Annotated in this window: 23 protein-coding genes; 14 read left to right on the forward strand and 9 right to left on the reverse strand. The window is 71.4% G+C overall.

Going from position 1 to position 25,254, the window contains the following annotated elements; genetic code table 11:
* Positions 1–338: 338 nt before the first annotated feature.
* On the reverse strand, positions 339–911 hold the full coding sequence (locus E1300_RS00960) for an aminoacyl-tRNA deacylase (RefSeq protein WP_131754925.1): 573 nt from the start codon (positions 909–911) through the stop codon (positions 339–341).
* A gap of 408 nt (positions 912–1,319) precedes the next feature.
* Here E1300_RS00960 and E1300_RS00965 point away from each other — a divergent pair, with 408 nt between their 5' ends.
* A complete protein-coding gene (locus E1300_RS00965) occupies positions 1,320–2,819 on the forward strand; it encodes a CCA tRNA nucleotidyltransferase (RefSeq protein WP_131754926.1) in 1,500 nt (499 codons plus the stop codon).
* A 20-nt stretch (positions 2,820–2,839) separates the two neighbouring features.
* Entirely contained in the window at positions 2,840–4,141 is a 1,302-nt protein-coding gene (locus tag E1300_RS00970) for an adenosylmethionine--8-amino-7-oxononanoate transaminase (RefSeq protein WP_131754927.1), read from the forward strand.
* A 25-nt stretch (positions 4,142–4,166) separates the two neighbouring features.
* Here the strand turns inward: E1300_RS00970 and E1300_RS00975 are convergent, their stop codons facing one another.
* The 4 genes from E1300_RS00975 to E1300_RS00990 all read right to left on the reverse strand — a co-directional run bounded on the left by E1300_RS00975 (position 4,167) and on the right by E1300_RS00990 (position 9,331).
* The gene (locus tag E1300_RS00975; RefSeq protein WP_131754928.1) at positions 4,167–5,501 is read right to left on the reverse strand and encodes an MFS transporter; all 1,335 of its coding nucleotides are present in this window, start codon (positions 5,499–5,501) and stop codon (positions 4,167–4,169) included.
* Positions 5,502–5,543: 42 nt separating this feature from the next.
* Entirely contained in the window at positions 5,544–7,316 is a 1,773-nt protein-coding gene (locus tag E1300_RS00980; RefSeq protein WP_131754929.1) for an ABC transporter substrate-binding protein, read from the reverse strand.
* A gap of 237 nt (positions 7,317–7,553) precedes the next feature.
* Positions 7,554–8,633 (reverse strand): inositol-3-phosphate synthase, encoded by a 1,080-nt coding sequence (locus tag E1300_RS00985; protein WP_131754930.1) that lies wholly within the window; start codon positions 8,631–8,633, stop codon positions 7,554–7,556.
* 71 nt (positions 8,634–8,704) lie between these two features.
* Positions 8,705–9,331 carry a PadR family transcriptional regulator gene (locus tag E1300_RS00990; RefSeq protein WP_131754931.1) on the reverse strand — a complete coding sequence of 209 codons (627 nt, stop codon included), beginning with the start codon at positions 9,329–9,331 and terminating at the stop codon, positions 8,705–8,707.
* A gap of 223 nt (positions 9,332–9,554) precedes the next feature.
* Here E1300_RS00990 and E1300_RS00995 point away from each other — a divergent pair, with 223 nt between their 5' ends.
* From E1300_RS00995 to E1300_RS01010, 4 genes are all read left to right on the forward strand, one after another.
* Positions 9,555–9,932, forward strand: coding sequence for a DUF5318 family protein (locus tag E1300_RS00995; RefSeq protein WP_131754932.1), 378 nt, complete (start codon positions 9,555–9,557; stop codon positions 9,930–9,932).
* A 1,499-nt stretch (positions 9,933–11,431) separates the two neighbouring features.
* Positions 11,432–13,750 (forward strand): transglycosylase domain-containing protein, encoded by a 2,319-nt coding sequence (locus E1300_RS01000; RefSeq protein WP_131754933.1) that lies wholly within the window; start codon positions 11,432–11,434, stop codon positions 13,748–13,750.
* Between the two features lie 703 nt (positions 13,751–14,453).
* Positions 14,454–16,640 (forward strand): transglycosylase domain-containing protein, encoded by a 2,187-nt coding sequence (locus E1300_RS01005; protein ID WP_242618871.1) that lies wholly within the window; start codon positions 14,454–14,456, stop codon positions 16,638–16,640.
* Positions 16,641–16,781: 141 nt separating this feature from the next.
* Entirely contained in the window at positions 16,782–18,221 is a 1,440-nt protein-coding gene (locus tag E1300_RS01010) for a glycosyltransferase family 87 protein (RefSeq protein WP_207399412.1), read from the forward strand.
* Positions 18,222–18,442: 221 nt separating this feature from the next.
* Here the strand turns inward: E1300_RS01010 and E1300_RS01015 are convergent, their stop codons facing one another.
* The 3 genes from E1300_RS01015 to E1300_RS01025 all read right to left on the reverse strand — a co-directional run bounded on the left by E1300_RS01015 (position 18,443) and on the right by E1300_RS01025 (position 20,217).
* A complete protein-coding gene (locus tag E1300_RS01015) occupies positions 18,443–18,826 on the reverse strand; it encodes a DUF4190 domain-containing protein (RefSeq protein ID WP_131754935.1) in 384 nt (127 codons plus the stop codon).
* A 186-nt stretch (positions 18,827–19,012) separates the two neighbouring features.
* On the reverse strand, positions 19,013–19,783 hold the full coding sequence (locus E1300_RS01020) for a deoxyribonuclease IV (RefSeq protein WP_131754936.1): 771 nt from the start codon (positions 19,781–19,783) through the stop codon (positions 19,013–19,015).
* A 128-nt stretch (positions 19,784–19,911) separates the two neighbouring features.
* A complete protein-coding gene (locus E1300_RS01025; RefSeq protein WP_131754937.1) occupies positions 19,912–20,217 on the reverse strand; it encodes a hypothetical protein in 306 nt (101 codons plus the stop codon).
* A 179-nt stretch (positions 20,218–20,396) separates the two neighbouring features.
* Here E1300_RS01025 and E1300_RS49750 point away from each other — a divergent pair, with 179 nt between their 5' ends.
* From E1300_RS49750 to E1300_RS01050, 6 genes are all read left to right on the forward strand, one after another.
* On the forward strand, positions 20,397–20,561 hold the full coding sequence (locus E1300_RS49750; protein WP_165502623.1) for a hypothetical protein: 165 nt from the start codon (positions 20,397–20,399) through the stop codon (positions 20,559–20,561).
* Positions 20,562–20,735: 174 nt separating this feature from the next.
* Complete coding sequence (rpsF, locus tag E1300_RS01030; RefSeq protein WP_131754938.1) at positions 20,736–21,026, forward strand: 30S ribosomal protein S6; 291 nt, start codon at positions 20,736–20,738, stop codon at positions 21,024–21,026.
* A 37-nt stretch (positions 21,027–21,063) separates the two neighbouring features.
* Positions 21,064–21,636, forward strand: coding sequence for a single-stranded DNA-binding protein (locus E1300_RS01035; protein WP_131754939.1), 573 nt, complete (start codon positions 21,064–21,066; stop codon positions 21,634–21,636).
* Between the two features lie 77 nt (positions 21,637–21,713).
* The gene (gene rpsR, locus E1300_RS01040) at positions 21,714–21,950 is read left to right on the forward strand and encodes a 30S ribosomal protein S18 (protein WP_019631633.1); all 237 of its coding nucleotides are present in this window, start codon (positions 21,714–21,716) and stop codon (positions 21,948–21,950) included.
* Between the two features lie 19 nt (positions 21,951–21,969).
* Positions 21,970–22,416 (forward strand): 50S ribosomal protein L9, encoded by a 447-nt coding sequence (gene rplI / locus E1300_RS01045; RefSeq protein WP_131754940.1) that lies wholly within the window; start codon positions 21,970–21,972, stop codon positions 22,414–22,416.
* 278 nt (positions 22,417–22,694) lie between these two features.
* A complete protein-coding gene (locus E1300_RS01050) occupies positions 22,695–23,606 on the forward strand; it encodes a peptidoglycan recognition protein family protein (RefSeq protein WP_370784280.1) in 912 nt (303 codons plus the stop codon).
* A 120-nt stretch (positions 23,607–23,726) separates the two neighbouring features.
* Here E1300_RS01050 and E1300_RS01055 read toward each other — a convergent pair whose 3' ends face one another.
* Positions 23,727–23,915 carry a hypothetical protein gene (locus tag E1300_RS01055; protein ID WP_131754941.1) on the reverse strand — a complete coding sequence of 63 codons (189 nt, stop codon included), beginning with the start codon at positions 23,913–23,915 and terminating at the stop codon, positions 23,727–23,729.
* A 96-nt stretch (positions 23,916–24,011) separates the two neighbouring features.
* On the opposite strand from E1300_RS01055, the gene E1300_RS01060 reads away from it, so the two are divergent.
* Positions 24,012–24,530: a GNAT family N-acetyltransferase gene (locus E1300_RS01060; RefSeq protein ID WP_131754942.1), complete on the forward strand. Its 519-nt coding sequence runs from the start codon at positions 24,012–24,014 to the stop codon at positions 24,528–24,530.
* Between the two features lie 86 nt (positions 24,531–24,616).
* On the forward strand, positions 24,617–25,150 hold the full coding sequence (locus E1300_RS01065) for a PadR family transcriptional regulator (RefSeq protein WP_131754943.1): 534 nt from the start codon (positions 24,617–24,619) through the stop codon (positions 25,148–25,150).
* Positions 25,151–25,254 lie beyond the last annotated feature (104 nt).

Consider the following 25,254-nt stretch of genomic DNA (forward strand, 5'->3'; position numbering starts at 1 on the left):
GGCCGCCGTCGCCGGGCCCGCGGCCGCCACGAGGCAGGGCAGCAGGGCGGCCAGCGCGACCGCGCGTTCGACCGTTCTCACGCCGCGTCCGCCCGGGGGCAGCCCGCCGGGGCCGCCGCGGAACGGCGCGCGTCGATTTCCCGCACCACGGCCCCGATCGTAGTCGGGAGATCGGTGCCGTCAGACCTTCCGGCCCGTCCCGGACGCGGATTCGGCGCGTTCCGGCACCCCGGCGCGCGACCGGTGCTCCGGCCGCGGGCGTGCGGGACGTGCGCGTCCGCCGGGATCTTCGGCCCGCGCGGTCCGGCGGGCGGGACGGACGAGTGGCGGGCGGGTTCTCAGGCGACCGGATGGCGGGACTCGGGCGCGGCCGACCGGGAACGCGCCGGTGCCGCCGGGTCCGCGGGTTCCTCCGGCACGTAGTGAAGATCGACCGGTTTGGCGTGGCACAGCTCGTAGAGCGACCGGATGCGGATGCCGAGCGCCGTCGAGGGCTCGCCCGTCGCCGTGTAGACGACGTCGTCGCCGGGCAGGCCGTCCACGATGCGGCGGTCGATCAGCAGCGGCATCGACGCGGGCAGCAGCAGGGGGGAGACGAGGTTGGCCGCGTACTCGGTGACGGTGTTGATCAGGTCGGGGCGGGCGGGGCGGATCAGCCGGGCGCCCACCGCGAGCCGCACGGCCTCGGCGGACGGCCGCATGCCGGCCTCGACGACGACCCCGGTGAGGAAGCGGTGGCCGGCGACCACGTCGTTGCAGGCGTAGACGCGGGTCACCAGGCAGCGGTCCGGGGGAAGGCCCAGCGCCTTCGGGAGCTCGTCGGCGTGGGCCATCGCGATGGGCAGCCGCACGATCTCGTGGACGGCCTCCCACTCGAGCAACGCGCGGTGGATGGCAAGGGCGTCCTTCATGATCGGCTCCTCTCGTGGGAACGCGCGCGCCCCCACTCACCCCCGGAACTGGTTTCCCTGGGCCCCCGTGCTTCTCACTCTGCGGGGGATCTCCCCACATACCCGAGATGGACGACTTAACCCTTTTCGTCCTCTGCGTGAACATCCCGACGGGCCGTCACCGCACGTACGGCGGACCGCGCCCCGGCCGGCTCCCGCTACCGTTGTTCCCACGGGAGGCGCACCGACGGCCGCGCTGGCGTCATCGGGGTGTCCAGAACGTAACCCGGGGTTCGCGCCATGTGAAGTGCCTGGCGGCCTTCTTCGGCGGCGTGACGGTCCGGCGCGGGCTCCGCAAGGTGTCCGGCGCCGCGGCCCGCGAAGCGCCGAAAGTCCTTTGTCAGCCCGTCTAGCAAGGAAATACGCTCGATGGCCGTGCCCAACCAGAACGAGAACCCGGACCCCTCGCCGGACCGGCGGACCGCGATCGCGGAGCTGCTGCGCCGGATCGCGCCCGTCGCCGGCGAGCTCGGCGACCGGTTCGCCGCGGCCGGGCACGAGCTGGCCCTCGTCGGCGGCCCGGTCCGCGACGCGCTGCTCCGCCGCCCCACCAAGGACGTCGACCTCACCACCGACGCCCCGCCGCAGCGGATCCTGGAGCTCATCGACGGATGGGCCGACGCCGTCTGGACGATCGGCATCGACTTCGGCACCGTCGGCCTCCGCAAGGCGGGCGTCGAGCTGGAGATCACGACCTACCGCAGCGAGTCCTACGACCCGAAGTCCCGCAAGCCGGAGGTCTCGTACGGCACCTCGCTCGTGGAGGACCTCCGCCGCCGCGACTTCGCGGTCAACGCGATGGCGGCCCGGCTCCCCGGCCACGAGTTCGTCGACCCCTTCGGCGGGCTGGCCGACCTCCAGCGCAAGGTGCTGCGGACGCCGGGCCGTCCCGAGGACTCCTTCAGCGACGACCCCCTGCGGATGATGCGCGCGGCCCGGTTCGCGTCCCAGCTCGGCTTCACGGTCGCGCCCGACGTCGTCCGGGCGATGACGGACATGGCCGGACGGATCGAGATCGTCTCGGCCGAGCGGATCCGCGACGAGCTGTCCAAGCTGATCTCCGGGCGCCACCCGCGCGAGGGGCTCGCGCTGCTCGTCGACACCGGGCTCGCCGCGCACGTCCTGCCCGAGCTGCCCAAACTCCGGCTGGAGATCGACGAGCACCACCGGCACAAGGACGTCTACGAGCACTCGCTAATCGTCCTGGAGCAGGCCATCGCGCAGGAGGAGGACGGGCCCGACCTCGTCCTGCGGCTCGCGGCCCTGCTGCACGACATCGGCAAGCCGCGGACGCGCCGGTTCGAGCCCGGCGGCCGGGTGTCCTTCCACCACCACGAGGTCGTCGGCGCCAAGCTGGCCCGCAAGCGGCTGACCGCGCTGCGCTACCCGAAGGACGTCGTCGCGGACGTGTCGCGCCTCGTGGAGCTGCACCTGCGCTTCCACGGCTACGGCACCGGCGAGTGGACCGACTCCGCCGTCCGCCGGTACGTGCGCGACGCCGGGCCGCTGCTGAGCCGCCTGCACAAGCTGACCCGCGCCGACTGCACGACGCGCAACCGGCGCAAGGCCGACCGGCTCCGGCGGACCTACGACGACCTGGAGGCGCGGATCGAGCGGCTCGCCCAGGAGGAGGAGCTCGCGGCGATCCGTCCCGAGATCGACGGAAACGAGATCCAGGAGATCCTCGGCATCGGGCCGGGGCCGCTGGTGGGCAAGGCGTACAGGTTTTTGCTCGAACTGCGCCTCGACCAGGGCGTCATCGGCAAGGACGCCGCGGCCGCGGAGCTGCGCCGCTGGGCCGCCGCGGAAGGCGTCGGCGCGCCCGAGGACGGTTCCGAGGACGGCGGCACCGAGGGCGGGGACGCGTGATCCCCCTGCGGCTGGGGCGGATGAGCCCCCACGAGGCCGAGCGGATGCTGGCGTTCGACGCCGAGCACATCTGGCACCCGTACGCGCCGATGCCCGCGGCGGTGCCCGCGCAGCCGGTCGTGTCCGCGCAGGGCGTCCGGCTGACGCTCGCGGACGGCACCGAGCTGATCGACGGCATGTCGTCCTGGTGGGCCGCGGTGCACGGCTACCGCCACCCCGACCTCGACGCCGCCGTCACCGGGCAGCTCGGGAAGATGGCGCACGTGATGTTCGGCGGGCTCACGCACCCGCCCGCGGTCCGGCTGGCCGAGCGGCTCGTCGCGCTCACCCCGGAGCCGCTGACGAAGGTGTTCTTCGCCGACTCCGGCTCGGTCGCCGTCGAGGTCGCGATCAAGATGGCGCTGCAGTACTGGCGGTCGCAGGGCCGGCCCGAGCGGCACCGGCTGCTCACCGTCCGCGGCGGCTACCACGGCGACACCTTCGGCGACATGGCCGTGTGCGACCCGGTCAACGGCATGCACCACCTGTTCGCCGACGTCCTCGCCCGGCACGTGTTCGCGCCGCCGCCGCCGCTCGGCTACGCCGCCGAGCCCGACCAGGCCTACCTGGACGAGCTCGCCCGCCTCGCCGCCGCCCACGCCCACGAGCTCGCCGGGATCATCGTGGAGCCGATCGTGCAGGGCGCGGGCGGCATGCGCTTCTACGCGCCCGAGTACCTGCGGGCGCTCCGGGAGATCGCCGACGAGCACGGCCTGCTCCTCGTCCTGGACGAGATCGCCACCGGGTTCGGCCGGACGGGCGAGCTGTGGGGCTGCGACCACGCCGAGGTCGCGCCCGACATCATGTGCCTCGGCAAGGCGCTGACCGGCGGCTACATGACGATGGCCGTGACGATGTGCACCGACCGCGTCGCCTCCGGGATCACCTCCGGCGAGGCCGGCGTGCTCATGCACGGCCCCACCTACATGGCGAACCCGCTGGCCGCCGCCGTCGCCTCCGCGTCCATCGACCTGCTGCTGTCGCGCGACTGGCGGGACGAGGTCGACACCATCGAGGCGCTGCTGACGAGCGGCCTCGACGGCGCCGCCGAGCTGCCCGGGGTCGCCGACGTGCGCGTCCTCGGCGCGATCGGCGTGATCGAGGCGCGCGAACCCGTCGACGTCCCGGCCGTCCAGGAGATCGCGATGGAGAACGGCGTCTGGCTCCGCCCGTTCGGGAAGCTGATCTACACGATGCCGCCGTACGTCTGCACCGACGACGAGATCGGGCACATCGCCACGGCCATGTGGGAGATCGCCGAATCCCTCCACGCGCCGGCGTAGGGCTCCGCGCGGGGCTCAGCCGGCCTCAGCGGAGGGCCGGGGCCGCCTGCCGGGCGCGGGACGTCGCGGTGCGGTAGCCGACCGCCCCAGCGCCGTACGCGACGATCACCGCGAGGAGGACGAGGCGGGAGCGGCCGTCGGCCGGCAGCCACGTCGCCGCGGCGGCCGCGGCGGCGGCGAACGCGGCGTTGAAGAGCATGTCGTACACGGCGAACACCCGGCCCCGGTAGGCGTCGTCGATGGACTCCTGGAGGGTCGTGTCGACGCACAGCTTCACGCCCTGCGACACGACGCCGACGATGAACGAGGCGGCGGCCCAGGCGGGCTCGCCGAACGGCGGCCCGAGGACGAGCAGGCTCAGCGCGGCGGCGCCGAACAGCCAGGAGATCCACGCCTGCTTGCTGATCCGCCGCACCACCGGCGGCGTCACCAGCGCCGCCGCGAAGTAGCCGGCGCCGGACACCCCGAGCATGAACGCGAACGTGGCGAGCCCCTCGTCGGCGCCCGCCGCGAAGTGCTCCCGGCACAGCAGCAGCGTCATGATCAGGAACACGCCGTACAGGAACCGGTGGAACGAGATCGCGCCGAGGGCGAGGGCCGCCTGCCGCCGTCCGGCGATGTACCGGGCGCCGTCCGCGAGGCCGTGCAGCACGGTCCCGAGCGCCTCGCGCAGCGCGCGGTCGGGCGCCGCCCCGCCGGCGTCCGTGCCGCCCGCGCGCTGTGCGCCGTCGTCGGACGGGTGCGGGCCGAGGAGCCGCCGGGGCAGCGTCGTCGCGATGCCGCCCGCCGTGAGGAAGAGCACCGCGGCGAGCGCCAGGATCAGCGCCGTCCCGTCCGCGCCGCCGCCGAACACCCGCCGCAGCAGGTAGCCGGCGCCCGCGCCGGCGAACGCGATGACCGTCCCCGACGTGACGGCGAACGCGTTGGCCGTCACGAGCCGCTCCCGCCGCACCACGTGCGGCAGCGCCGCCGACAGCGCCGCGAGGAAGAACCGGTTCACGCCGAGCACGAGCAGGACGGCGGCGAAGAAGCCCGCGCCCTCCTCGCCCGCCGCGACCAGCGCCGCGACGAGCAGCACCAGGACGGCGCGCAGCACCGGCGTCCACAGCAGGATCTGCCGGCGCTGCCAGCGGTCGATGAACACCCCGGCGAACGGGCCGAGCGCCGAGTAGGGCAGCAGCGTGACCGCGAACGCCGCCGCGGCCTTGCCCGCCGTCGACTGCCGCTCGGGCGAGAAGAACACGTACCCCGCCAGCGCGACCTGGAAGACGCCGTCGGTGAGCTGCGAGGTCAGCCGCGTCGCGTACAGGCGCCGGAAGTCCCGGCCGCGGAGGATCTCCCGCAGTTCACTGGCCCTCACCCGGTCACCCTACGCGCCGCGCCGAGTGGTTCCGCGGGACGGTCAGCCCGCCAGCCAGAGGCGCGTGTAGTCGTAGGACGCCGCCGTCGGCAGGAACACGGCGCCGCGCACGCGGTCCGACCGGAAGATCGTGTGCGCGCGGTCGAGCAGCGGCACGATCGCGGCGTCCTCCATGATCTTCTGGTCGGCGAGCTGCCAGTAGCCGGCCGCGCGGGCCGGGTCCGGGGCGGTGAGCGCGGAGTCGATCAGGCCGTTGACCTGGAAGTTGTCATAGCCGCCGTAGTTGGTGGAGTTCGGGCCGTAGGTGCGGCCGTCGAACAGCGGCTGGATGATCGACCGGCCGTTGTTGCCGTACCAGTCGGGCGTCCAGCCGGGCGCGGCGATGTCCCAGACGCCTTCCTGCGCCTTCGCGGGCGTCCCGATCGTGCTGGAGTAGAACGACCCGCCGGTGTCGGGCGACAGCTCCGCCTTCACGCCGCACGCTGCGAGGTTCTGCGCGATGGACTGCGCGATCAGCTTGTGGACGCTGTTCGTCCGGTACGGGAACTTCAGCGTGAGCCTCGGATGCTTCGCCTTGCCGAGCAGCTCGCGGCACTTCGCCGGGTCGCCGGACTCGCCGGGCGTCGGATAGCGGTCGGCCGGCGCGTAGCCCGCGTTCCCCGGCGGGATCACCGTGTGCAGCGGCTCCGCGACCGACGGCCCGCCCACGATCTTGATGAGGGCGCTGCGGTCCACGGCGTACTCCAGCGCCCGCCGCACCTCCCGGTCGCCGAGGGCGCCGCCGTTGTTCGGGCTGCGCGTGTTGAACACCAGGTAGGGGCTGTTGCTCGGGGTGTCCCTGATCGCGAACCGCGGATCGTCGCGCAGCCGCGAGACGTCCTGCGTCGGGACGGGCTGGTCCCAGGCGAGGTCGGCCGAACCCTGCTCCAACTGCCGCTGGACGGCCTCCGCCGAGTCCTGGCCGAGCGTGATCTGGATCTTCTCGACGTGCCGCTCGCGCAGCGGGTCGCTCTCCGGCCGCCACGCGGGGTTGCGGGTCAGCAGGTACGACAGGCCCGGCCGGTACTCGGCGATCTGGTACGGCCCGTCGGAGATCGTGTGCTGGCGGAAGTCCCGGCCGTCGGGCACGTACCGGTCGTACTCCTGCGGGGCGGCGGCGGTGGACGGCAGCGCGAGCAGGTTGAGGAAGTCGCTGGCGGGACGCTCCAGCCGGAACACGAGCGTCTCGTCGTCCTTCGCCTCGACGCCCTCGACGGCGTGCTCGCGCTGGTACCGGGCGATCGCGGCGGGATCCGCGGCGTCGACACCCCCGAACCCGCGGCAGAAGTCGTCCATGCCCTTCAGCGTGGACGTGAAGTACCCCTTGCTCGCGGACGGCGACGCCGGATTGCACAGCCGCTGGAGGCCGCGGACGAAGTCGTGCGCCGTCACCGGGCGGACGGGCCGCGTGTTCCACTGCACGCCCTTGCGCAGCCGCACGGTGTAGGTGCGCCCGTCCTTGCTGATGTCGCCGTTCTCGCGCGTCGGGATGCGCGCCGCCACGTCCGCCTGCACGGGGACGGTCTCGCTGAACTCGTTGGACGCGCGCGACCCGAACAGCGTGCGCGCGTACGTCCGGGACAGGCCGTACGCGCCGACGCTCGCCACCGAGGCCGTGTCGAGATGCTCCACGTCGGACGAGCCGACGACCCGGAGCGTGCCGCCGTCGCGCGGCGGGCCGTCCGCCCCGCGCGCGGAGTCCCCGCCGCCGCAGCCGCTCAGCCCGACGGCCAGCCCGGCGAGCCCGGCCGTCACCTTGATCACCTCGCGTGCCATACGTCCTCCACTCGGATCCCCGGAAGCGGGCGCGCAATCACCGGCGGTGTCACAGTAGGGCCAGAGCGTGACAAACGGCCGCTACATCACCGTTTTCCTCTACGAGCTCTACAGAAGTAAGGACGCCCTGACAGGGGGATGTCCACTGTCAGGGCGTCCTTTGGGCACTTTGTGATCAGGCTCTCAGCCGGTATGCGCCGGGCGGCCCGGCGGGCGCGACCAGCGGTCGGCGAGCGGTCAGCGGTCGACCTCGCCGCGGATGAACCTCTCCACGGCCTCGCGCGCCTGGTCGTCGTTGTACTGCTCCGGCGGCGACTTCATGAAGTAGGAGCTGGCCGACAGGATCGGGCCGCCGATGCCGCGGTCCTTGGCGATCTTCGCGGCGCGGACGGCGTCGATGATCACGCCGGCGGAGTTCGGGGAGTCCCAGACCTCCAGCTTGTACTCCAGGTTGAGGGGCGTGTCGCCGAACGACCTGCCCTCCAGCCGGACGTAGGCCCACTTGCGGTCGTCCAGCCACGGCACGTGGTCGGACGGGCCGATGTGCACGTCGGCCTTGGCCATCTCGTGCGGGATCTGCGACGTCACGGACTGCGTCTTGGAGATCTTCTTGGACTGGAGGCGCTTGCGCTCCAGCATGTTCATGAAGTCCATGTTGCCGCCGAAGTTGAGCTGGTACGTGCGCAGCAGCTCGACACCGCGGTCCTCGAACAGCTTGGCCATCACGCGGTGCGTGATGGTCGCGCCGACCTGCGACTTGATGTCGTCGCCGACGATCGGGACGCCCGCCTCGGTGAACTTCTGCGCCCACTCCGGGTCGCTGGCGATGAACACCGGCAGCGCGTTCACGAACGCGACCTTGGCGTCGATCGCGCACTGGGCGTAGAAGCGGTCGGCCTCCTCCGAGCCCACCGGCAGGTACGACACCAGGACGTCGACCTCGGCGTCCTTCAGGGCCTGCACCACGTCCACCGGCTCGGCGCCGGACTCCTCGACCATGTCGAGGTAGTACTCGCCGAGGCCGTCGAAGGTGTGCCCGCGCTGGACGGTCACGCCGGTCGGGGGCACGTCGGCGAACTTGATCGTGTTGTTCTCGCTCGCGTGGATGGCCTCGGACAGGTCCATCCCGACCTTCTTGGCGTCCACGTCGAACGCCGCCACGAACTCCACGTCACCGACGTGGTAGTCGCCGAACTGGACGTGCATGAGGCCGGGGACTCGCGTCTCGGGGGCCGCGTCCTTGTAGAACTCGACACCCTGGACGAGCGAAGAGGCGCAGTTGCCCACACCCACGATGGCTACGCGCACCGAACCCATCCGGTTGCTCCTTCTCTTCTGCGGAACATGTGGTGTTCTTCACCCGACCCCGAAGGCGCCGGACCGCGGTCTCAGCGGTCCGTCTCCCGAGGCATGTCCTGACTGGTCAACGATGATGATCTATGTGCTTGCTGCTCCTGCTCCGCCCGCTCGCGCCCGATGAGCTCGCTGAGCCACCGGACCTCGCGTTCGACGGACTCGAGCCCGTGGTTCTGGAGCTCGAGCGTGTAGGAGTCGACCCGCTCGCGGGTCCGCGCCAGGGCGGCGCGCACGCTCTCCAGCCGCTCCTCCAGCCGGCTGCGCCGGCCTTCGAGGATCCGCAGCCGCACGTCGGCGCGGGTGTGCGAGAAGAAGGCGAAGTGCACGCCGAACCCCTCGTCCTCCCACGACGCCGGGCCGGCCTCGGTGAGCAGCTGCTGGAGCCGCTCCTTGCCGTCGGCGGTGAGCTTGTAAACGATCTTCGACCGGCGGCTCTGCAGCGCCAGCGCCACGTTCGGCTCCTCGGGCCGGTCCTCGACGATCAGCCCGCTGGTGAGGAGCTGCTTGAGGCACGGGTAGAGGGACCCGTACGAGAACGCGCGGAACATGCCCAGCAGGGCGTTGAGCCGCTTGCGCAGCTCGTATCCGTGCATCGGGGACTCGTGCAGCAGGCCGAGGACGGCGAGCTCCAGCACGCCCGCACCCTTCTTGCCCGCCATCCGGTTCCCCGTTCGCAGAGTCGATGTCTCGATCTGATGTATCGAGCTAATGTATCGGCTCGATACATCGCAAAGATACGTACGCATGCCACATCTGGCAAGTCCGTGCCCGCGCGCCCCAGCTCTCGCGGCCCGCGGACCGTTCCCGCCGGGCCGGAAGGTGCGATCTTCCCTGCCGGGCGGACGGACCGTACGCTGCTGCCATGCGGGGTCGGAGCCGCCCATGAGACCGAGGCTGGTGGTCGATTACGGCCTCGCGAAGAGGGCGGCCCTGGCAGAGTTGAGGTCGGGCGCGCTCACGCGCGACGACGCGTGCGACGCGCATCCCTACCTGCTGCGCGCCGCGCGCTACCACGGCGAGCCGACCGAGCATCCGTGCCCGGTCTGCGCCCGCGAGCGCCTCACGCACGTGACCTATGTCTACGGAGACGAACTGGGCCGCTACGCGGGGCGCGTGAAGGCCACCGCCGAGCTCGCCGAGATGGACCGCGAATACGGTGAATTCCGGGTCTATGTGGTCGAAGTATGTCAAAGTTGCGCGTGGAACCACTTGGCCATGTCATACGTACTCGGTCACGGGGAGGACATCCCCGAGCGGTGAGAGAACGAGGAGGATTTCACCGACCGCGCCGTCGCCGAGGGCGTTGACCAGCTGGAACGGCAGTGCCGCCGGGTTCGCGCTCCCACCGCTCACCAGCCCGCACAGTACTCTTCGGACGGCGCACGAGTCGTTTGCGGTCTGAGGGAAGGCCCCTCGGGCCCCGGGAACCACCCGTTGTCCCCTGTTGATGAGGTCGCGTGAGTAATCCAAGCCAGCCCCGACCGGAGTCCGGGTCGCAGTGGCCGGGCGGGCAGCATCTCCCCCGCCTTGGCCGCTCGGACGATCCGGAGGACCCGGACGCCGCGGGCGAGTCCGGCACTGCGAACCCCGACGGCGGCCGACCCGTCCCCGGCCCGTCCGCGAGCCCCGGCCCCTTCGGCGCCCCGCCGTCCACGTCGCCGTCCGCTTCGCCGCCCGCGGGGCACCCGACGTCGGGCGCCTTCGGCTCGTCCGCCGCTCCCGGCGAGGGCGCCACGGCCCCTGAGGGCGACGCCACAGCGATCTTCGGCCCGCCCCCGGCGGCCCCGAGCGGCTCCCCCGGCAGCGCCCCCGGAACGTCCGACGCGCCGCGCAACCCCGGCTTCCCGAGCGTTCCGTCGAGCGAAGACCCGCTCAGCCCCGGCTTCATGGGCGCCCCCGGAGCTCCCTCCCCCTCGGCGCCCTCGGCTCCTGGCGCTCCGTCGGCGTCCCCGGGCCAGAGCGGCCTGCCCAACGTCCCGGGTGGAGTGAGCGGCGCACAGGTGAGCGGCGCGCACGCGATCGGCGGCCCCCCGAACTTCAACGGGCCGAACGGACCCGCGAGCTCCGACCCACTGGGCGGCTCCACCCTCCCGGACGCCTCGAAGCTCCCAGGCGGCCCGCCGGCTCCCGGCACGCCCAGGGCCTCAGGCGCGCACGCCGCGTCCCCGATGAGCGGCTCGACCCCCGCGACTCCCCCCGCCTCACCGGGCTTCCCCGCCCCGCCGCCCGCAGCCACCAACGGCAACGCCTCACCGAGCGGACTGAACGGCCCCGCGTCGCCCTCCAACTCGCCCAACTTCGGCGGCTCGCCCCCTGCGGGTGCGGCCGGGGACGCGTCCCAGGGCGGTCTGAATGGCCCGGCGGCCCCTCCCAGCTCGTCCAACTTCGGTGGCCCGCCGCCCGCAGGTTCCAACGGCAACGCTTCGCCGAGCGGAGTGAACGGCCCGGCGTCGCCTTCTGGCGCGCCGAGCTTCGGCGGGTCGGCGCCTTTGTCTTCCAGTGGGAATGCGATGCCGGGGGCTCCTGGTGCTCCCGGCGTGGGCGGCGCTGGTGTCGGCATGGCAGGTGGGCCGGGAGCCGGTGGTGGGTTCGGGCAGCCGGGTGGTCCCGGCGCCGGGCCCGCGAGCTTCGGCAGCGTCGGTCTCCCGAGCGGGCCCGGCTTCCCCGCGGGCCCCGGCGTGCCGGGCGGCCCGGGCGGACCCGGTGGTCCGGGTGGCCCCGGAGGTCCTGGTGGGCCTGGTGGCCCAGGTGGGCCCGGCGTGCCTCGCAGGGCGGCCAAGCCGCGGGGGACGAAGAAGGGGGTCGTCGATCATCTCCGGTCGCGTCCGACGGGATGGCGGCGGTTCCTCCCGTCCTGGAAGCTCGTCGCGGGTGTCAGCCTGCTCGGGTTCGCCGGCTTCATCACGATGATCTGGGTGGCCTACTCGAACACGCCGACCCCCGTCGAGCCCACGGTTGCGGGCGTCGAGGACCAGGCGTCGATCTTCTACTACACCGACAACACCGAGATCGGACGGATCGGCAAGAAGCGGCAGAGCGTCGAGCTGAATCAGGTCCCGCCGATCGTCCAGGACGCGGTGCTCGCGGCGGAGAACCGGAGCTTCCGCACCGACCCCGGGTTCTCGGTCAAGGGCACCACCCGCGCGGTGTGGAAGAACCTGACGGGCGGCTCGGGCGGCGGCTCGACGATCACGCAGCAGCTCGCGAAGAACTACTACTCCGACCCGAACAACCGGACCATGGACCGGAAGTTCAAGGAGCTGTTCATCTCGCTGAAGCTGGAGGACCGGTACTCCAAGAACGAGATCCTCAAGCTCTACCTGAACACCATCTACTTCGGCCGCGACACCTACGGCGTCCAGGCGGCGTCCCGGGAGTACTTCGGGAAGGACGTGTGGAGGCTCACGCCCGACCAGGCGGCCGTCCTCGGCGGGATCATCCAGAACCCGAACCGCGACCCCGGTGAGAAGGCCAACCAGCAGTACGTGACCGCGCGGTACCAGTACACGCTCAACGGCCTCGTCTCCATGGGCAAGCTCAGCAAGGCCGACGCCGAGCGGTACAAGGCGAAGCTGCCCAAGATCCATGAGGCGGGCACCGGGAACCAGCTCTACGGCGGGCAGCGCGGCTACATGCTGATGCGCGCGAAGCTGGAGCTCGGGCGGCTCGGGATCGACAACACGGAGCTGACGACCAAGGGCCTGCGGGTCTACACGACGTTCGACCGCAAGAAGATGGCGCAGGCCAGGCAGGCGGCCGAGAACACCGTGCCGCAGGTGAAGCCCGGCAGGCTGGCGAAGAAGAAGATCCGCGTCGGGCTGGTGTCGGTGAACACCGCCAACGGCGAGGTCGTCGCGTTCTACGGCGGCCCGAACTACCTGTCGCAGGCGTTCGACAACGTGTGGCAGGGGTCGGCGCAGGCGGGGTCGGCGATGAAGCCGTACGTGCTGGCGACCGCGCTGAAGCAGAACTACAGCCTGAAGAGCCTCGTCGAGGGACGCTCGAACACGCCGCTCGACGCGAACGGCAACGTCGTGGCGAAGGGGACGCCGGGCGCCGTCGTCGTCCCGAACAGCCACAACGAGGGCCCGGCGATCAACCTCGTCAAGGCGACACAGGACTCGGTGAACACCGCGTTCATCCAGCTGATGGGCAAGGTCGGCATCCAGGAGGTCATCAAGACCGAGACGGACGCCGGCATCGCGTCCGACCTGCTGAAGCCGCACTCCTGCTGCCTCAACCTCGCGCTCGGCGTCAACAACATCCGTCCGATCGAGCAGGCCGCCGGGTACGCGACCTTCGCCAACGGCGGCGTCTACCACCAGCCGCACGTGATCCGCACGGTCAAGATGACCGACAACAAGACGGTGCGGCTGAAGCCGAAGTACGAGTCCCACCGCGTGTTCGACGGGAAGGTCGCGGCGGACGCCACGTACGCGATGCAGCAGGTGATCAAGGGCGGGACGGCGACGGCGGCCGCGCTGCCGGACGGGCGTCCCGCGGCCGGCAAGACCGGCACCACCGACCGCAACGTGGCGACGTGGTTCGTCGGGTACGTCCCGCAGGTCTCGACCGCGGTCACGATGTACAACGACGCGGTCGGCCCGGACGGGAAGAAGAAGTCGCTGATCATCGACGGTCTCGGCGAGGTCCAGGGCGGGACGATCCCGGCGCGCATCTGGCGGGCCTACATGGCGGACGCGACGCGGGGGATGAGCCCCGAGGCGTTCCCGGCGCCCGTGTGGGGCGGCATCGTGCAGCAGTGGGCCAAGCCGCCGCCCAAGAAGGAGAAGGGCGACGGCAAGCCGCCGTGGTGCGACAAGCCGATCGGCAAGTTCGACCCGCGCTGCCAGGACGGCGACGACGGTGACGGCGGCGACGGCGGGGACAAGCCGCCGTGCCAGTCGCCGTTCCCGGACGGCAACTGCGACCCGAACAAGCCGCCGAGCAACCCGCCGCCGGGATGGTGGTGCAGCATCCACCGGGACCCGGGGCTCTGCCGGGGCAACGGCGGACCCAACCGGCCGAACCTCGACGGGCTCGTCCCGCTCCTTCCGCCGGCGAGGGAATCCGAATGAGCGGCGTCCGCGGAGGACAGGTCATGACCAATCGGCATGATCGAGTACGTTCGTCCCTTGTGGGGCGGGCGGACTCTGCTCCTCAGCCCCCCGCGTCTCCGCCCTCGCAGTACGCTCGGACGACGCACAGCCGTACCCCAGTTGATGAGGTCGCGTGAGTAACCCAAGCCGATACGGACCTGACTACGGAGAGAGCCCCGGTAGGCGGGGTGCGCCTCGGGGCGGGCCCCGTCCCGCCTCTTCGGGCGTGCCCGGCGCGCAGCGCGGGAACCCGGCCGGTTCGCCCATGCCCGGCCGTGCGGCCCCCCGTCCCGGCGCTAGACCAGGGGGAAGGGGCGCGGGTCCGCCGCGGACGGGCGCGCCCCGTCCCGGCGCGCCGCGACCGGGTGTGCCGAGTGGTATGCCGCCCGCCGGTGCGCCGGGCGGTGCGCCCGGTGCCCCCGGCACGCGCCGTCGTCCTCCGGGCGCTGTGCGGACCGGTCCACCGGGCCCCGGACGGCCGGGCGGCCCCGGTGGTCCGGGCGGCCCGGGCGGCCCGGGTGGTCCTGGGGGCCCAGGTGGTCCGGGCGGTCCCGGCGGCAGGGGCGGTCGCGGTCCCGGTGGTCCGGGAGGGCCCGGGGACGGCAGCCGTGGACGGCGCGGCAAGCGTGCCGACAAGCCGGAGAAGACCGGCTGGCGGAAGTACGTTCCGAACTGGAAGATCGTGACCGGGGTCATCACGGTCGGGATCCTCGGCATGGCGACCCTGGTGATCGTCGCGTACAACAGCACGCCGATCCCCAGCGAGGCGCAGGCCGACGCCACGAAGCAGGCGTCGATCATCAACTACCGCGACGGCACGACCCTCGCCCGGTACGGCTTCAACCGGCAGAGCGTCAAGCTGTCGGAGATCCCGAAGCACGTGCAGAACGCCGTGCTCGCCGCCGAGGACCGTAACTTCTGGCATGAGCCGGGCATCTCACCCAAGGGCGTCACCCGCGCGGTGTTCAAGACCGCGACCGGCGGCGACGTCGAGGGCGGTTCGACGATCACGCAGCAGCTCGCGCGGAACTACTGGGCGGGGCTCAGCCAGGAGCGCAGCCTCAGCCGGAAGTTCAAGGAGATCTTCATCTCCATCCGGGCCGGCAAGGAGCTGAAGAAGGAGCAGGTCCTTGAGCTCTACCTGAACACCGTGCCCTTCGGCCGCCAGTCGTACGGCATCCAGGCCGCCTCGCTCGCCTACTTCCACAAGCCCGTGAAGGAGCTCGACGAGGCGCAGGCCGCGGTGCTCGCCGCGATGATCCAGCGGCCGAGCTACTTCCACTCCTACGGTCCCGACACCGACCCGGCGAAGAAGGCGCTCATCTCCCGCTGGAACTACGTCTTGGACGGGATGCAGGCGGAGGGCTGGATCACTCCGCAGAAGCGGGCGGCGGCGAAGTTCCCGAAGACGCAGAAGACGTGGAGCGACGTCGGCGGCGGTTCCCAGACCGGCTACCTCCAGGAGCGGGTGCTGAACGAGCTGGAGTCGCTCGGGATCAGCCGGACGCGCGTGGAGACCGAGGGCCTGCGGATCACCACGACGTTCGACAAGGACCTGCAGAACTACACCGCCACCGCGGTCAACCAGATCAAGAAGCAGTACAACCTGAACAAGCAGATCCGCTTCGGGCTCACCGCGGTCGACCCGAAGACCGGCGGGGTCGTCGCCGCGTACGGCGGTCCGAACTACAAGACGCAGCAGTACGACGACTCCTTTCAGGGCGCCGTCCAGCCGGGCTCGTCGTTCAAGCCGATCGTCCTGGCGACCGCGCTCGACAAGGGCGTCAGCCTGAAGACGCCGATGGACGGCAGCTACCGCCGCGTCATCGCCGGAACGGCCTTCACCAACGACAGCCGCAGGGAGAACGGGGTCTACGACCTCAAGGAGATGACGGCGCTGTCGATCAACACGGCCTACGTCGACCTCGGCCAGAAGGTCGGGCTCGACAACGTCGCCGAGATGGCCGTGAAGATGGGCATCCCGGAGAAGACCCCGAACCTCAAGAAGGGCTACACCAGCCTCCCGCTCGGTGTCATCGACGCGAGCTCGGTCACGATGGCCTCGGTGTACTCGACGTTCGCCGCCGAGGGCAAGCACCGCGCCGCGCACGTGATCTCCAAGATCACGACCAAGGAGGGCGGGCCGGTCAAGACGGACGCGGGCAAGCTGCTCAAGAAGCTGCCCTGGGAGACGCCCAAGCAGGTCTTCTCCGAGGGCGTCGCCCGGGACGCCACGTCCGCGATGCGGGCCGTGGTCACGTCCGGTACCGGTACGCGCGCCAACCTCGGCGCCCGCCCGGTCGCCGGTAAGACCGGTACGACCGACGAGAACAAGTCCGCCTGGTTCGTCGGCTACACGCCGGAGCTCTCCACGTCCGTGGCGATGTGGCGGCAGGTGGGCAACACCCGGGAGTCGCTCATCGGCGTCGGCGGCTACAACCAGGTCTACGGTGGCACCGTCCCCGCCGACCTGTTCAAGATGTTCATGACGAAGGCGCTGGAGGGCAAGCCGATCTCGCAGTTCGGCCCCCCGGCCAACGTCGGCAGCATCGCGCCGTGGGCCGCGTCGCAGCCCAAGCCGACCACGTCCCCCACGCCGAGCGTGACCAACACCCCGACCTGCACGCCGGCCGGGCAGCAGAGCCGAAACGCCGTGCAGGGCAAGCCGTGCCAGTCGAAGACGCCCGAGCCGCCGACCTCGTCGACGCCGACGCCGCCGAGCAACGTGCCCTGTGACATGTTCGGCAGGCCGGCCGGGTGCAACCCGGACATACCGCCGTCGTCGGGCGACATCAGCTGGTGGTGCGCCAAGGGCCATCAGGACGACCCGCGCTGCAAGGAAGAGGACCCCCCGAACCCGAGGAACTGAGGAAAGCCGGGAGAACACCCGGCACCCGGTGGAACGGCCCGGAGCCCGCGGCGGCTCCGGGCCGTTCCCGTTTCCGGTCCGTATCCGGCAAGGCCTCGTGTCCGGTCTATCGGTGTCCGGGTGACCAATAGTCTTCTGTCCATGTCGTCGTCTTCGGAAAGGCTCCCGATGTCCGCCGTGGAGACCGGCAGCGACGCGGTGAGCGAACACGGGCGCCCGGCCCGGCTGGCACCGGTCCTCGCGGGCGTCACCGCCCTGGTGTGCCTCCTCGGCTGGCTCCAGAAGCAGCCCTGCGCATCCGTCAGCTTCGACTTCCTCAAGACGACGACGCGGGCCTGCTACACCGACGTCTACCCGCTCTACTACGTGCGCGGGCTGAACGACGGGAAGGTCCCGTACTTCGACGCGCTCACCGGATCCGACATCCACTACGTCGAGTACCCGGTGCTGAGCGGCGGCTTCATGCAGGCCGTCGCGTGGCTCGTCCGGCCGTTCGGCGTGGACGGGCGCGGGCTCGCCTTCTACAACGTCACCGCGCTGCTGCTCGCGCTGCTGGCCGTCGTCGCGGTCCTCGCCACCGCCTACGCCGCGGGACGGCGCTCGCTGCGGACCGGCCTGATGGTGGCGCTGTCCCCGGCGCTGCTCCTCACCGCCTACATCAACTGGGACCTGCTCGCGGTCGCGCTGTCGGCGGTCGCGCTGGCCGCCTGGTCGCGCCGCCGCCCGGCCCTCGCGGGCGCGTTCCTCGGGCTGGCGATCGCGGCGAAGTTCTACCCGCTGCTGTTCCTCGGACCGCTCGTGCTGCTGTGCGCCCGGGCCGGCCAGTGGCGTGCCATGGGCCGGCTGCTCGCCGGGACGGCCGGCGCGTGGCTGCTCGTCAACCTTCCCGTGATGCTCTTCGCCTGGGACGGCTGGAAGGAGTTCTACACCTTCAGCCAGAAACGCGGCGTCGACTGGGGCTCGATCTTCTTCTTCCTCCAGGACCAGGGCGTCACCGGGCTGGACGACACCGACCGCCTCAACATGCTCGGCACCGGAACGTTCCTGGTCCTCGCGGCCGGCATCGCCGTGCTCGCGCTGGCCGCGCCGCGCCGCCCGCGGCTGCCGCAGCTGATGTTCCTGGTCCTGGTCGCGTTCATGCTGCCCAACAAGGTCTGGTCGCCGCAGTACGTGCTGTGGCTCCTCCCCCTCGCGGCGCTGGCCCGGCCGAAGCTGCCGGCCTTCGTGGTGTGGCAGCTCGGGGAGATCGTCTACTTCTTCGGCATCTGGTGGTACCTGCTGTCGGTGTCGGGCCAGACCCCCGGCGCCGACCTGTCCGGCACGCTGTCGGCGGTGCTGAGCCTCGACGCCCCCGAGGGCGGGATCAGCCAGGACGTGTACTCGATCGCTCTGCTGGCGCGCTTCCTGACCGTCCTGGCGCTGGCGGCCCTGGTGGTGTGGGACGTCCTGCGTCCGTCCAGTGACGTCGTCCGGCAGGACGGCGCGGACGACCCGGCCGGCGGGGTCCTCGACGGCGCGGAGGACGTCGTCGCGCTGAGCCGCTGGCGCCGCCCCCGCCACGCCGCCGCCCCCGCCCTGTAACCGCGGCCAGGTCGTACCGCGGCCCATGCCCCCACCTTGCGGTGTCCAGTCACTGGAGACTCAAGCACAAGGCGTCTGGAACATGGACGCGGCACCCGGGACGCTCTCGCGCGGACTCGGTGGGGGCGTGGCGGGACACCCCCACCCCCGTGACGGTGCTCCTGCCAAGCGTGGGTGCGGAAGCGGCGGGCGTCCCCCGGCTCGCCTGACGAACGGACGGTCTAGTAGGTGCCGGTCGTGCTGGAGCTGCCGACGACGGCGGCCCACAGCCCGATGTAGAAGATCCAGAAGATGATCCAGCCGAACGAGACGATGTAGCCGAGGACCAGGCCGGTGACGGCCATGCCCGAACCGCCCTCGCCGGTCCGCTTGATCTGGCTCTGCGCGACGTGCCCGAAGATGATCGCCAGCACGGACGTGACGCCGCAGGCGAAGAAGCCGATCAGCCCGAGCACCATGGACGCGGTGGCCATGCCGTTGTTGGGGCGCACGACCGGCGCCGACGCGCCGTAGTAGTGGTGCTGCACGGGCGGCTGGGAGTAGGACTGCGCGGCGTACGGGTCATGCGCGCCGTAGCCGTAAGGGTCGTAAGGGGGCTGTGCCATCGACTTCCCGATCGTTCGCGCGCCCGCCGCCGGAGACAAGGCACGTGCGCTGAGGGGCTGAGGTTCCGGATTATGCCAGTGTGACGTGACCTTCGGACTTCGTCGTCATGCTGGTTCTTCGCGCGTTTAGATGCCGCGTCCGGCCTCCCGGTTCCCACCGGCCGCGACTTGCCCCGGCGGACCGGTTCAGGCCAGGTTGCCGCGGAGCCAGGAGATGTCGTCGGCCTGCCCGGCGGACGGCGTCTCCACGACGACCGGGGCGCCCGCGGCCCTGACCACGCCCAGGATCAGATCGGTGTCGATGTTGCCGCTGCCGAGGTTCGCGTGCCGGTCGGCGCCGGAGCCGAACCCGTCGCGGCTGTCGTTGCAGTGGACGAGGTCGATGCGTCCGGTGATCGCCTTGATGCGGTCGACGGCGTCGATGAGCTCCTCGCCGGCCGCGTGCGCGTGGCAGGTGTCGAGGCAGAAGCCCACCTTCGACTCCAGGCCGGGCACGCCCGACAGCACCTCCCACAGCCGCGCGATCCGGTCGAACTTGCGGGCCATCGCGTTGCCGCCGCCCGCCGTGTTCTCGATGTAGACCGGGATCGGGCACTCGATGCGCTCGAACACCTTGCGCCAGTTCTCGAACCCCGTCTCGGGGTCGTCGTCCTTCAGCACGTGCCCGCCGTGCACGATCAGCGCCTTGGCCCCGATCGACGCCGCCGCCTCCAGCTGCTGCGAGAGGTTCTTGCGGCTCGGGATGCGGATCTTGTTGTTGGACGTCGCCACGTTGATCGTGTAGGGCGCGTGGACGTACACGTCCACGTCGGAGTCCTTCAGCGCCTCGACGCCCTCCGGCAGGACCGGCTTCTTCCAGCCCTGCGGGTCGCCCAGGAAGAACTGGACGACCTCCGCCCCGACCGCGCGGGCGTTGTCGAGCGGGTTGGTCTGGTCGACGTGGGCTCCGATGCGCATGCCCCCGAGACTAGCCGCGTCCTCCGACACCCGGCCCCTTCATCGCCGCTGGAACCCCCGAACGGCACCCCCGAACAGCCAAGCTCCGGCCGGACGGGCGCGCCGACCGGGCTCCGTGCGCGTCGGCGTCAGATGGTGAAGCCGCCGTGGCGCAGGGCGAAGCCGCCGCCGACGAACGCGGTCACCATCCCGATGACGTTCAGCCAGCGCTGGTTGGTCGTCGCGGAGATCAGCTGGGAGTACAGCGCGGTCGGCAGGCCGATCACGGCGGCGATCGCGCCGAAGAAGTGGGTCACCGGGATGGAGCCCAGGACCAGGGCGACGATCCCGATCGTGACCGCGGCGACCGAGAGCGCGCCCTCCAGCCGATGGTGCTCGGCCTGCGCGTCGGCGCCGACGGCCGCCTGATCGCGTCTGGCTGCGCCCTGGGACATCGGACCCCTCCAAGGTCGTGTCGCCCGCGTCCGGCGCGGCACTCCACCGCGCCCCCGGACCGGTCGGACCGTGCCCCGTGGAGATTCCCAGGACGGACGGCGGTCAACCGGCGCGCGCCCACCGAAAATGTCGGCGCCACCCGGTAGTGTCGAACACGGTTTCGAGCGGAGGCGAGCGAATGAACCAGACCGAACTCACGGTGATCGGCGACGCGGAACTCGTCGAGGAGCTCTCGCTGCTGACGACCCAGACCGCCCGCATGCGCGCCCGGATGGCCGACATCATGGCGGAGCTGGAGCGGCGGCGCCGTCCGAGGGCCGCCCAGCGCCACGCGCGATGCTAGGACGTGTCCCGCCCCGGCGGAACCGGCTCGCACGCTGCGAACTGTTGGTAGCCTGTATCGGTCGCGCGGCGGGCGCGCCCGGCGATCCGGGTCCGGCGCCACCGCGGGAGACGCGACAGCCCTCCTGTCACGGAGAGACCGTGACCGCATCAGTCCAGAGGAGGTAGGGACAGCATGCGTCGTTACGAACTCATGGCGATTATCGACCCCGCCATCGACGAGCGCACCGCGAACGCGGCGCTCGACCCGTTCCTGAAGGTCGTCAAGGACGGCGGCGGCAGCGTGGAGAAGGTCGACGTCTGGGGCCGCCGGCGCCTGGCGTACGACATCCAGAAGAAGTCCGAAGGCATCTACGCGGTGGTCGACCTGTCGGCTGAGCCTGCCACGGTCAAGGAGCTCGACCGTCAGCTCAACCTGAGCGAGTCGATCCTCCGTACCAAGGTCATCCGTCCCGAGGTTCACTGAGCCAGGCTCAGCCCTCACACCAGCCGGAGCGAGCCCCATGGCAGGCGACACCGTAATCACGATCGTCGGGAACCTCGTCGAGGACCCGAATCTGCGCTTCACCCCGAGCGGCCAGGCGGTCGCGTCCTTCCGCATCGCCTCGACCCCGCGGTTCTTCGACCGCCAGTCGAACGACTGGAAGGACGGCGAGGCGCTGTTCCTGACCTGCAACGTCTGGCGGCAGGCCGCCGAGAACGTCGCCGAGAGCCTGCAGCGCGGCATGCGGGTGATCGTCCAGGGACGGCTCAAGCAGCGCTCGTACGAGACCCGCGAGGGTGAGAAGCGCACCGTCTTCGAGGTCGAGGTCGACGAGGTCGGCCCGTCGCTGCGCAACGCCACCGCGAAGGTCAACAAGACCCAGCGGCAGGGCGGCGGCGGTGGCGGTTTCGGCGGCGGCCAGGGTGGCGGCGGCGGCTTCGGCGGCGGCGGCCAGCAGGGCGGCGGCGGCGGTTTCGGGGGCGGGCAGCAGGGCGGCGGCGGTTTCGGCGGCCAGCAGGGCGGCCAGGCCGACGACCCCTGGGCGACCGGCGGTGGCGGCGGTGGCGGGTTCTCCGACGACCCGCCCTTCTAGCCTCCGGCACGCAACACACACACGACATCCATCCGTCCATTCCCGCGTGAGCGGGGCTCTCGCAAAGGAGCACCACGATGGCGAAGCCACCTCCCCGCAAGCCGAAGAAGAAGGTTTGCGTTTTCTGCCAGGAGAAGATCTCCTACGTCGACTACAAGGACACGGGCCTGCTGCGGAAGTTCATCTCCGACCGCGGCAAGATCCGTGCCCGGCGGGTGACCGGCAACTGCACCCAGCACCAGCGGGACGTCGCCACGGCGATCAAGAACGCCCGCGAGATGGCGCTGCTGCCGTACACCAGCACCGCGCGCTGAGTCGGGAGGGGAAACGATCATGAAGCTCATCCTGACCCAGCAGGTCTCCGGGCTCGGCGAGCCCGGTGACGTCATCGAGGTCCGCGACGGCTACGGCCGCAACTACCTCGTCCCCCGCGGGTTCGCCATCAAGTGGACCCGGGGCGCCGAGAAGGAGATCGACTCCATCAAGAAGGCGCGTTCGGCCCGCGAGATCGCGACCGTCGAGCACGCCAAGGAGGTCGCCGGCCGGCTGCAGGCGCTGCGCGTGACGCTGCGCACCCGCACCGGCAGCAACGGCCGCCTGTTCGGCGCGGTCACCGCCGCCGACATCGCCGAGGCGGTCAAGGCCGCCGACGGCCCCGACCTGGACCGCCGCCGCATCGAGATCGGCAACCCGATCAAGACCGTCGGCACCCACCGGGTCAGCGTCCGCCTGCACAGCGACGTGAACGCCACGATCGACGTCGACGTCGTCGAGGCCTGACCGCCCCGAGCGGCTCAGGTCCGGCATCGCGCGATCAGCGAGCCCCCGCGCTTCGGCTTCGTCCGGAGCGCGGGGGCTCGCCGCGTTCACGGGATGTCGGGCATGCCTCCCGGTCGGGGGGCGCCTGCCCGGATGACCGCGCGAGCTCCACGGCCGAGGCGCGTCGCGGCTGGTCCGTGTTTCATGTGAAACGTCGGGAACCGCCCGATGCTTGGTTGATCGGCAGTACGACCGCTACGTTCCGTAGGTAGATCATCGCGGGTCGAAGGGGGACGCTGTTGATCGCGCATTCGGGGGACGGCGCGGACGACCGCCAGCGCGACGGCGCGCCGGTGACGCGCCGCTCGGTCATCGGCGGCGTGATGGGGGCGGGCCTGATCGCCGCCTCCCTGCCCGGCGATGCCAGGGCGATGGCGAACGAGCGTCCCGACGCCTGGCTCGACCGGTTCACCGCGGACGCTCCCCGCGTCCACACGCGGGCCGAGTGGAGGGCGAAGGCGCCGAGGCGGCCCGCGAGAGTGCTGGACCGTCCGCCGGACCGCATCATCGTCCACCACACCGACACGGCGAACACGAACAACCGCTCGCTCGCGCACGCGTTCGCGCTGTCCCGCCGCATCCAGCGCTTCCACATGGGCAAGCGGGGCTGGGACGACACCGGCCAGCAGCTCACCATCAGCCGCGGCGGCTTCGTCATGGAGGGCCGCAACCGCTCCCTGCAAGCCATCCGGTCCGGCCGGCACGTGGTCGGCGCGCAGGTGCTGCACCAGAACGAGCACACGATCGGAATCGAGAACGAGGGCCGCTACAACTCCAAGCAGGTCCCCGCCCGTCTGTGGTCGTCCCTGATCGAAGTGTGCGTGTGGCTCTGCGCGGAGTACCAGCTCGACCCGGCGGAGGCCATCGTCGGACACCGCGACTACAACAGGACGGAATGCCCCGGCGACGTCCTCTACGCCCGCCTGCCCGCGCTGCGCAGGGCGGTGGCGGAGCGTCTGGGCGGCTCCTCGCCCGCTCCTCCGGTGGACTCCCCGCAGCAGCCACCGGACGGCCCCTCGCACACGCAGGACGGACCCGACGACCCCGACTCCGACGCCGACGGCGCTCCGCCGAACTCGCAGATGCCGCCGAACTTCTTCCCCGGGGACGACGAGATGCCGATGTTCCCCCACTACGACGACTACGGCTGATCACCCACGTCCCGCAGCCGCCCGGCTCCGGCGCCGACCGCTGCGCCCGCCGAGCGGGGCACGCGTCGGCTGGGCCGTACACTGACCGGTCGTGTGCCGAGTGGGTGCGCGTCGGTGCCTTCAGTTCTCGGGGTTGGTGTAGCGGGTGCGCCGGCGGGCGATCTCCGGGTCGATGCCCTCGACGAGCGACCAGATGCCGGCGACGCGTTCCACCAGGGTCTCGGGTGGCAGTCCGGCCAGGCCTTCGGCCGCCAGGTCGTCGATCGCCTGAGTGAGCCGGGCCATCCGCTCGCCGCGCGTGGAACACATGTTCGAATAGTAGCGAGTGGGACCCCTGGTGCGGGTGCGCTTGGTGATTTCTCCGGTCGCGTCCGAGTTCCGCCGCCGCCATGATGTGATCGGAGCATGGGTACCGCGGACGCCGTCCGGCTCGAAGGGCATGGTCTCGTCCTCCGGGAGTGGCGGGACGACGAGGGCGCCGAGCTCGTGCGGCTGTTCGACGATCCGGAGATCGCGCACTGGACGCCGCTCGCGTCCCCCTTCGACCTCCTGGCGGCGGAGGAGTACCTCGCCCGCGTCCGCCGGGGCCGTGCGGCCGGTGAGCGGCTCCATCTGGCCATCACCACCGACGGCCGCGAGCCCATGGGCGAGGTCATGCTCAACGTGGTCGCCGGCACCATCGGGTACGGGGTCGGGGCGGCGTACCGGGGGCAGCGGCTGGCGTACCGTGCTCTCCTCCTGATGACGGAGTACGCCCTCCAGGTGGAACGGCTGCCGCAGGTGAAGCTGGAGATCGAGGCGGGGAACGCGGCCAGCGTCGCAGTGGCTCGGGCCGCCGGCTACCGCCTTGTCAACGCCGAGCCCGTCCCGGTGGAGAGCAATGGACGTTCCTACAGCCTGCACACCTGGGTGTACGGCGCCTGATCACGCGACCTGGGGCCAGCCAGGTCCGACGATCCGCTTGACGGCGTGATCAGCTGACCGCTATCCGTTAGGCGTCGGGAGGGTCCATGCAGGACGCGGTGCTGGCGATGCTGGCGAAGGAGCCGTCGCACGGGTACGGCCTGCGCGGGCGATTGCGCCGCACCCTCGGACCGCTGGGCGAGTCGATGAACGCGGGCCAGATCTACGTGACTCTGGCGCGGCTGGAGAAGGCGGGCCTGGTCGTCAGCGAGCGGGCGGACGGGCTGCCCGACCGACCGGACCGCAAGGTGTACGCGCTGACACCGGCCGGCCAGCTACGGGTCTCAGCCTGGCTGGCGGAAGTGGACTGGCCCAAACCCGACCTGGCGGAGTTCCATCTCAAGCTCGCGGCGGCGGCCGCGGCCCGGCTCGCCGATCCCGTCGCGCTGGTGGACGCCCAGCGCCGCGAGCTGCTGCGGCGGCTGCTCGACGTGCAGTGCGCAGTGCTGGCGGAGCCGGACGGTTCCACCGCAGGTCTGCTGCTCGAAGGGGTGGCGATGCGGCTACAGGCCGACCTGCGCTGGCTGGACGCCTGCGAGCGCGTCTGGTCGGACGCAGAGAACAAGTCTGAGGACACATAGCCGTATCGGCGCCACCGGACGGCTCGACGACATGCTCGGCCTGGAGATGTGACCACCGAGGGCGGCATCCGCTCCTGCATCGTGCACAGGCTTTCGGGAGAGGG

The sequence above is a fragment of the Actinomadura fibrosa genome (assembly GCF_900659615.1).
Lineage (GTDB): Bacteria > Actinomycetota > Actinomycetes > Streptosporangiales > Streptosporangiaceae > Spirillospora > Spirillospora fibrosa.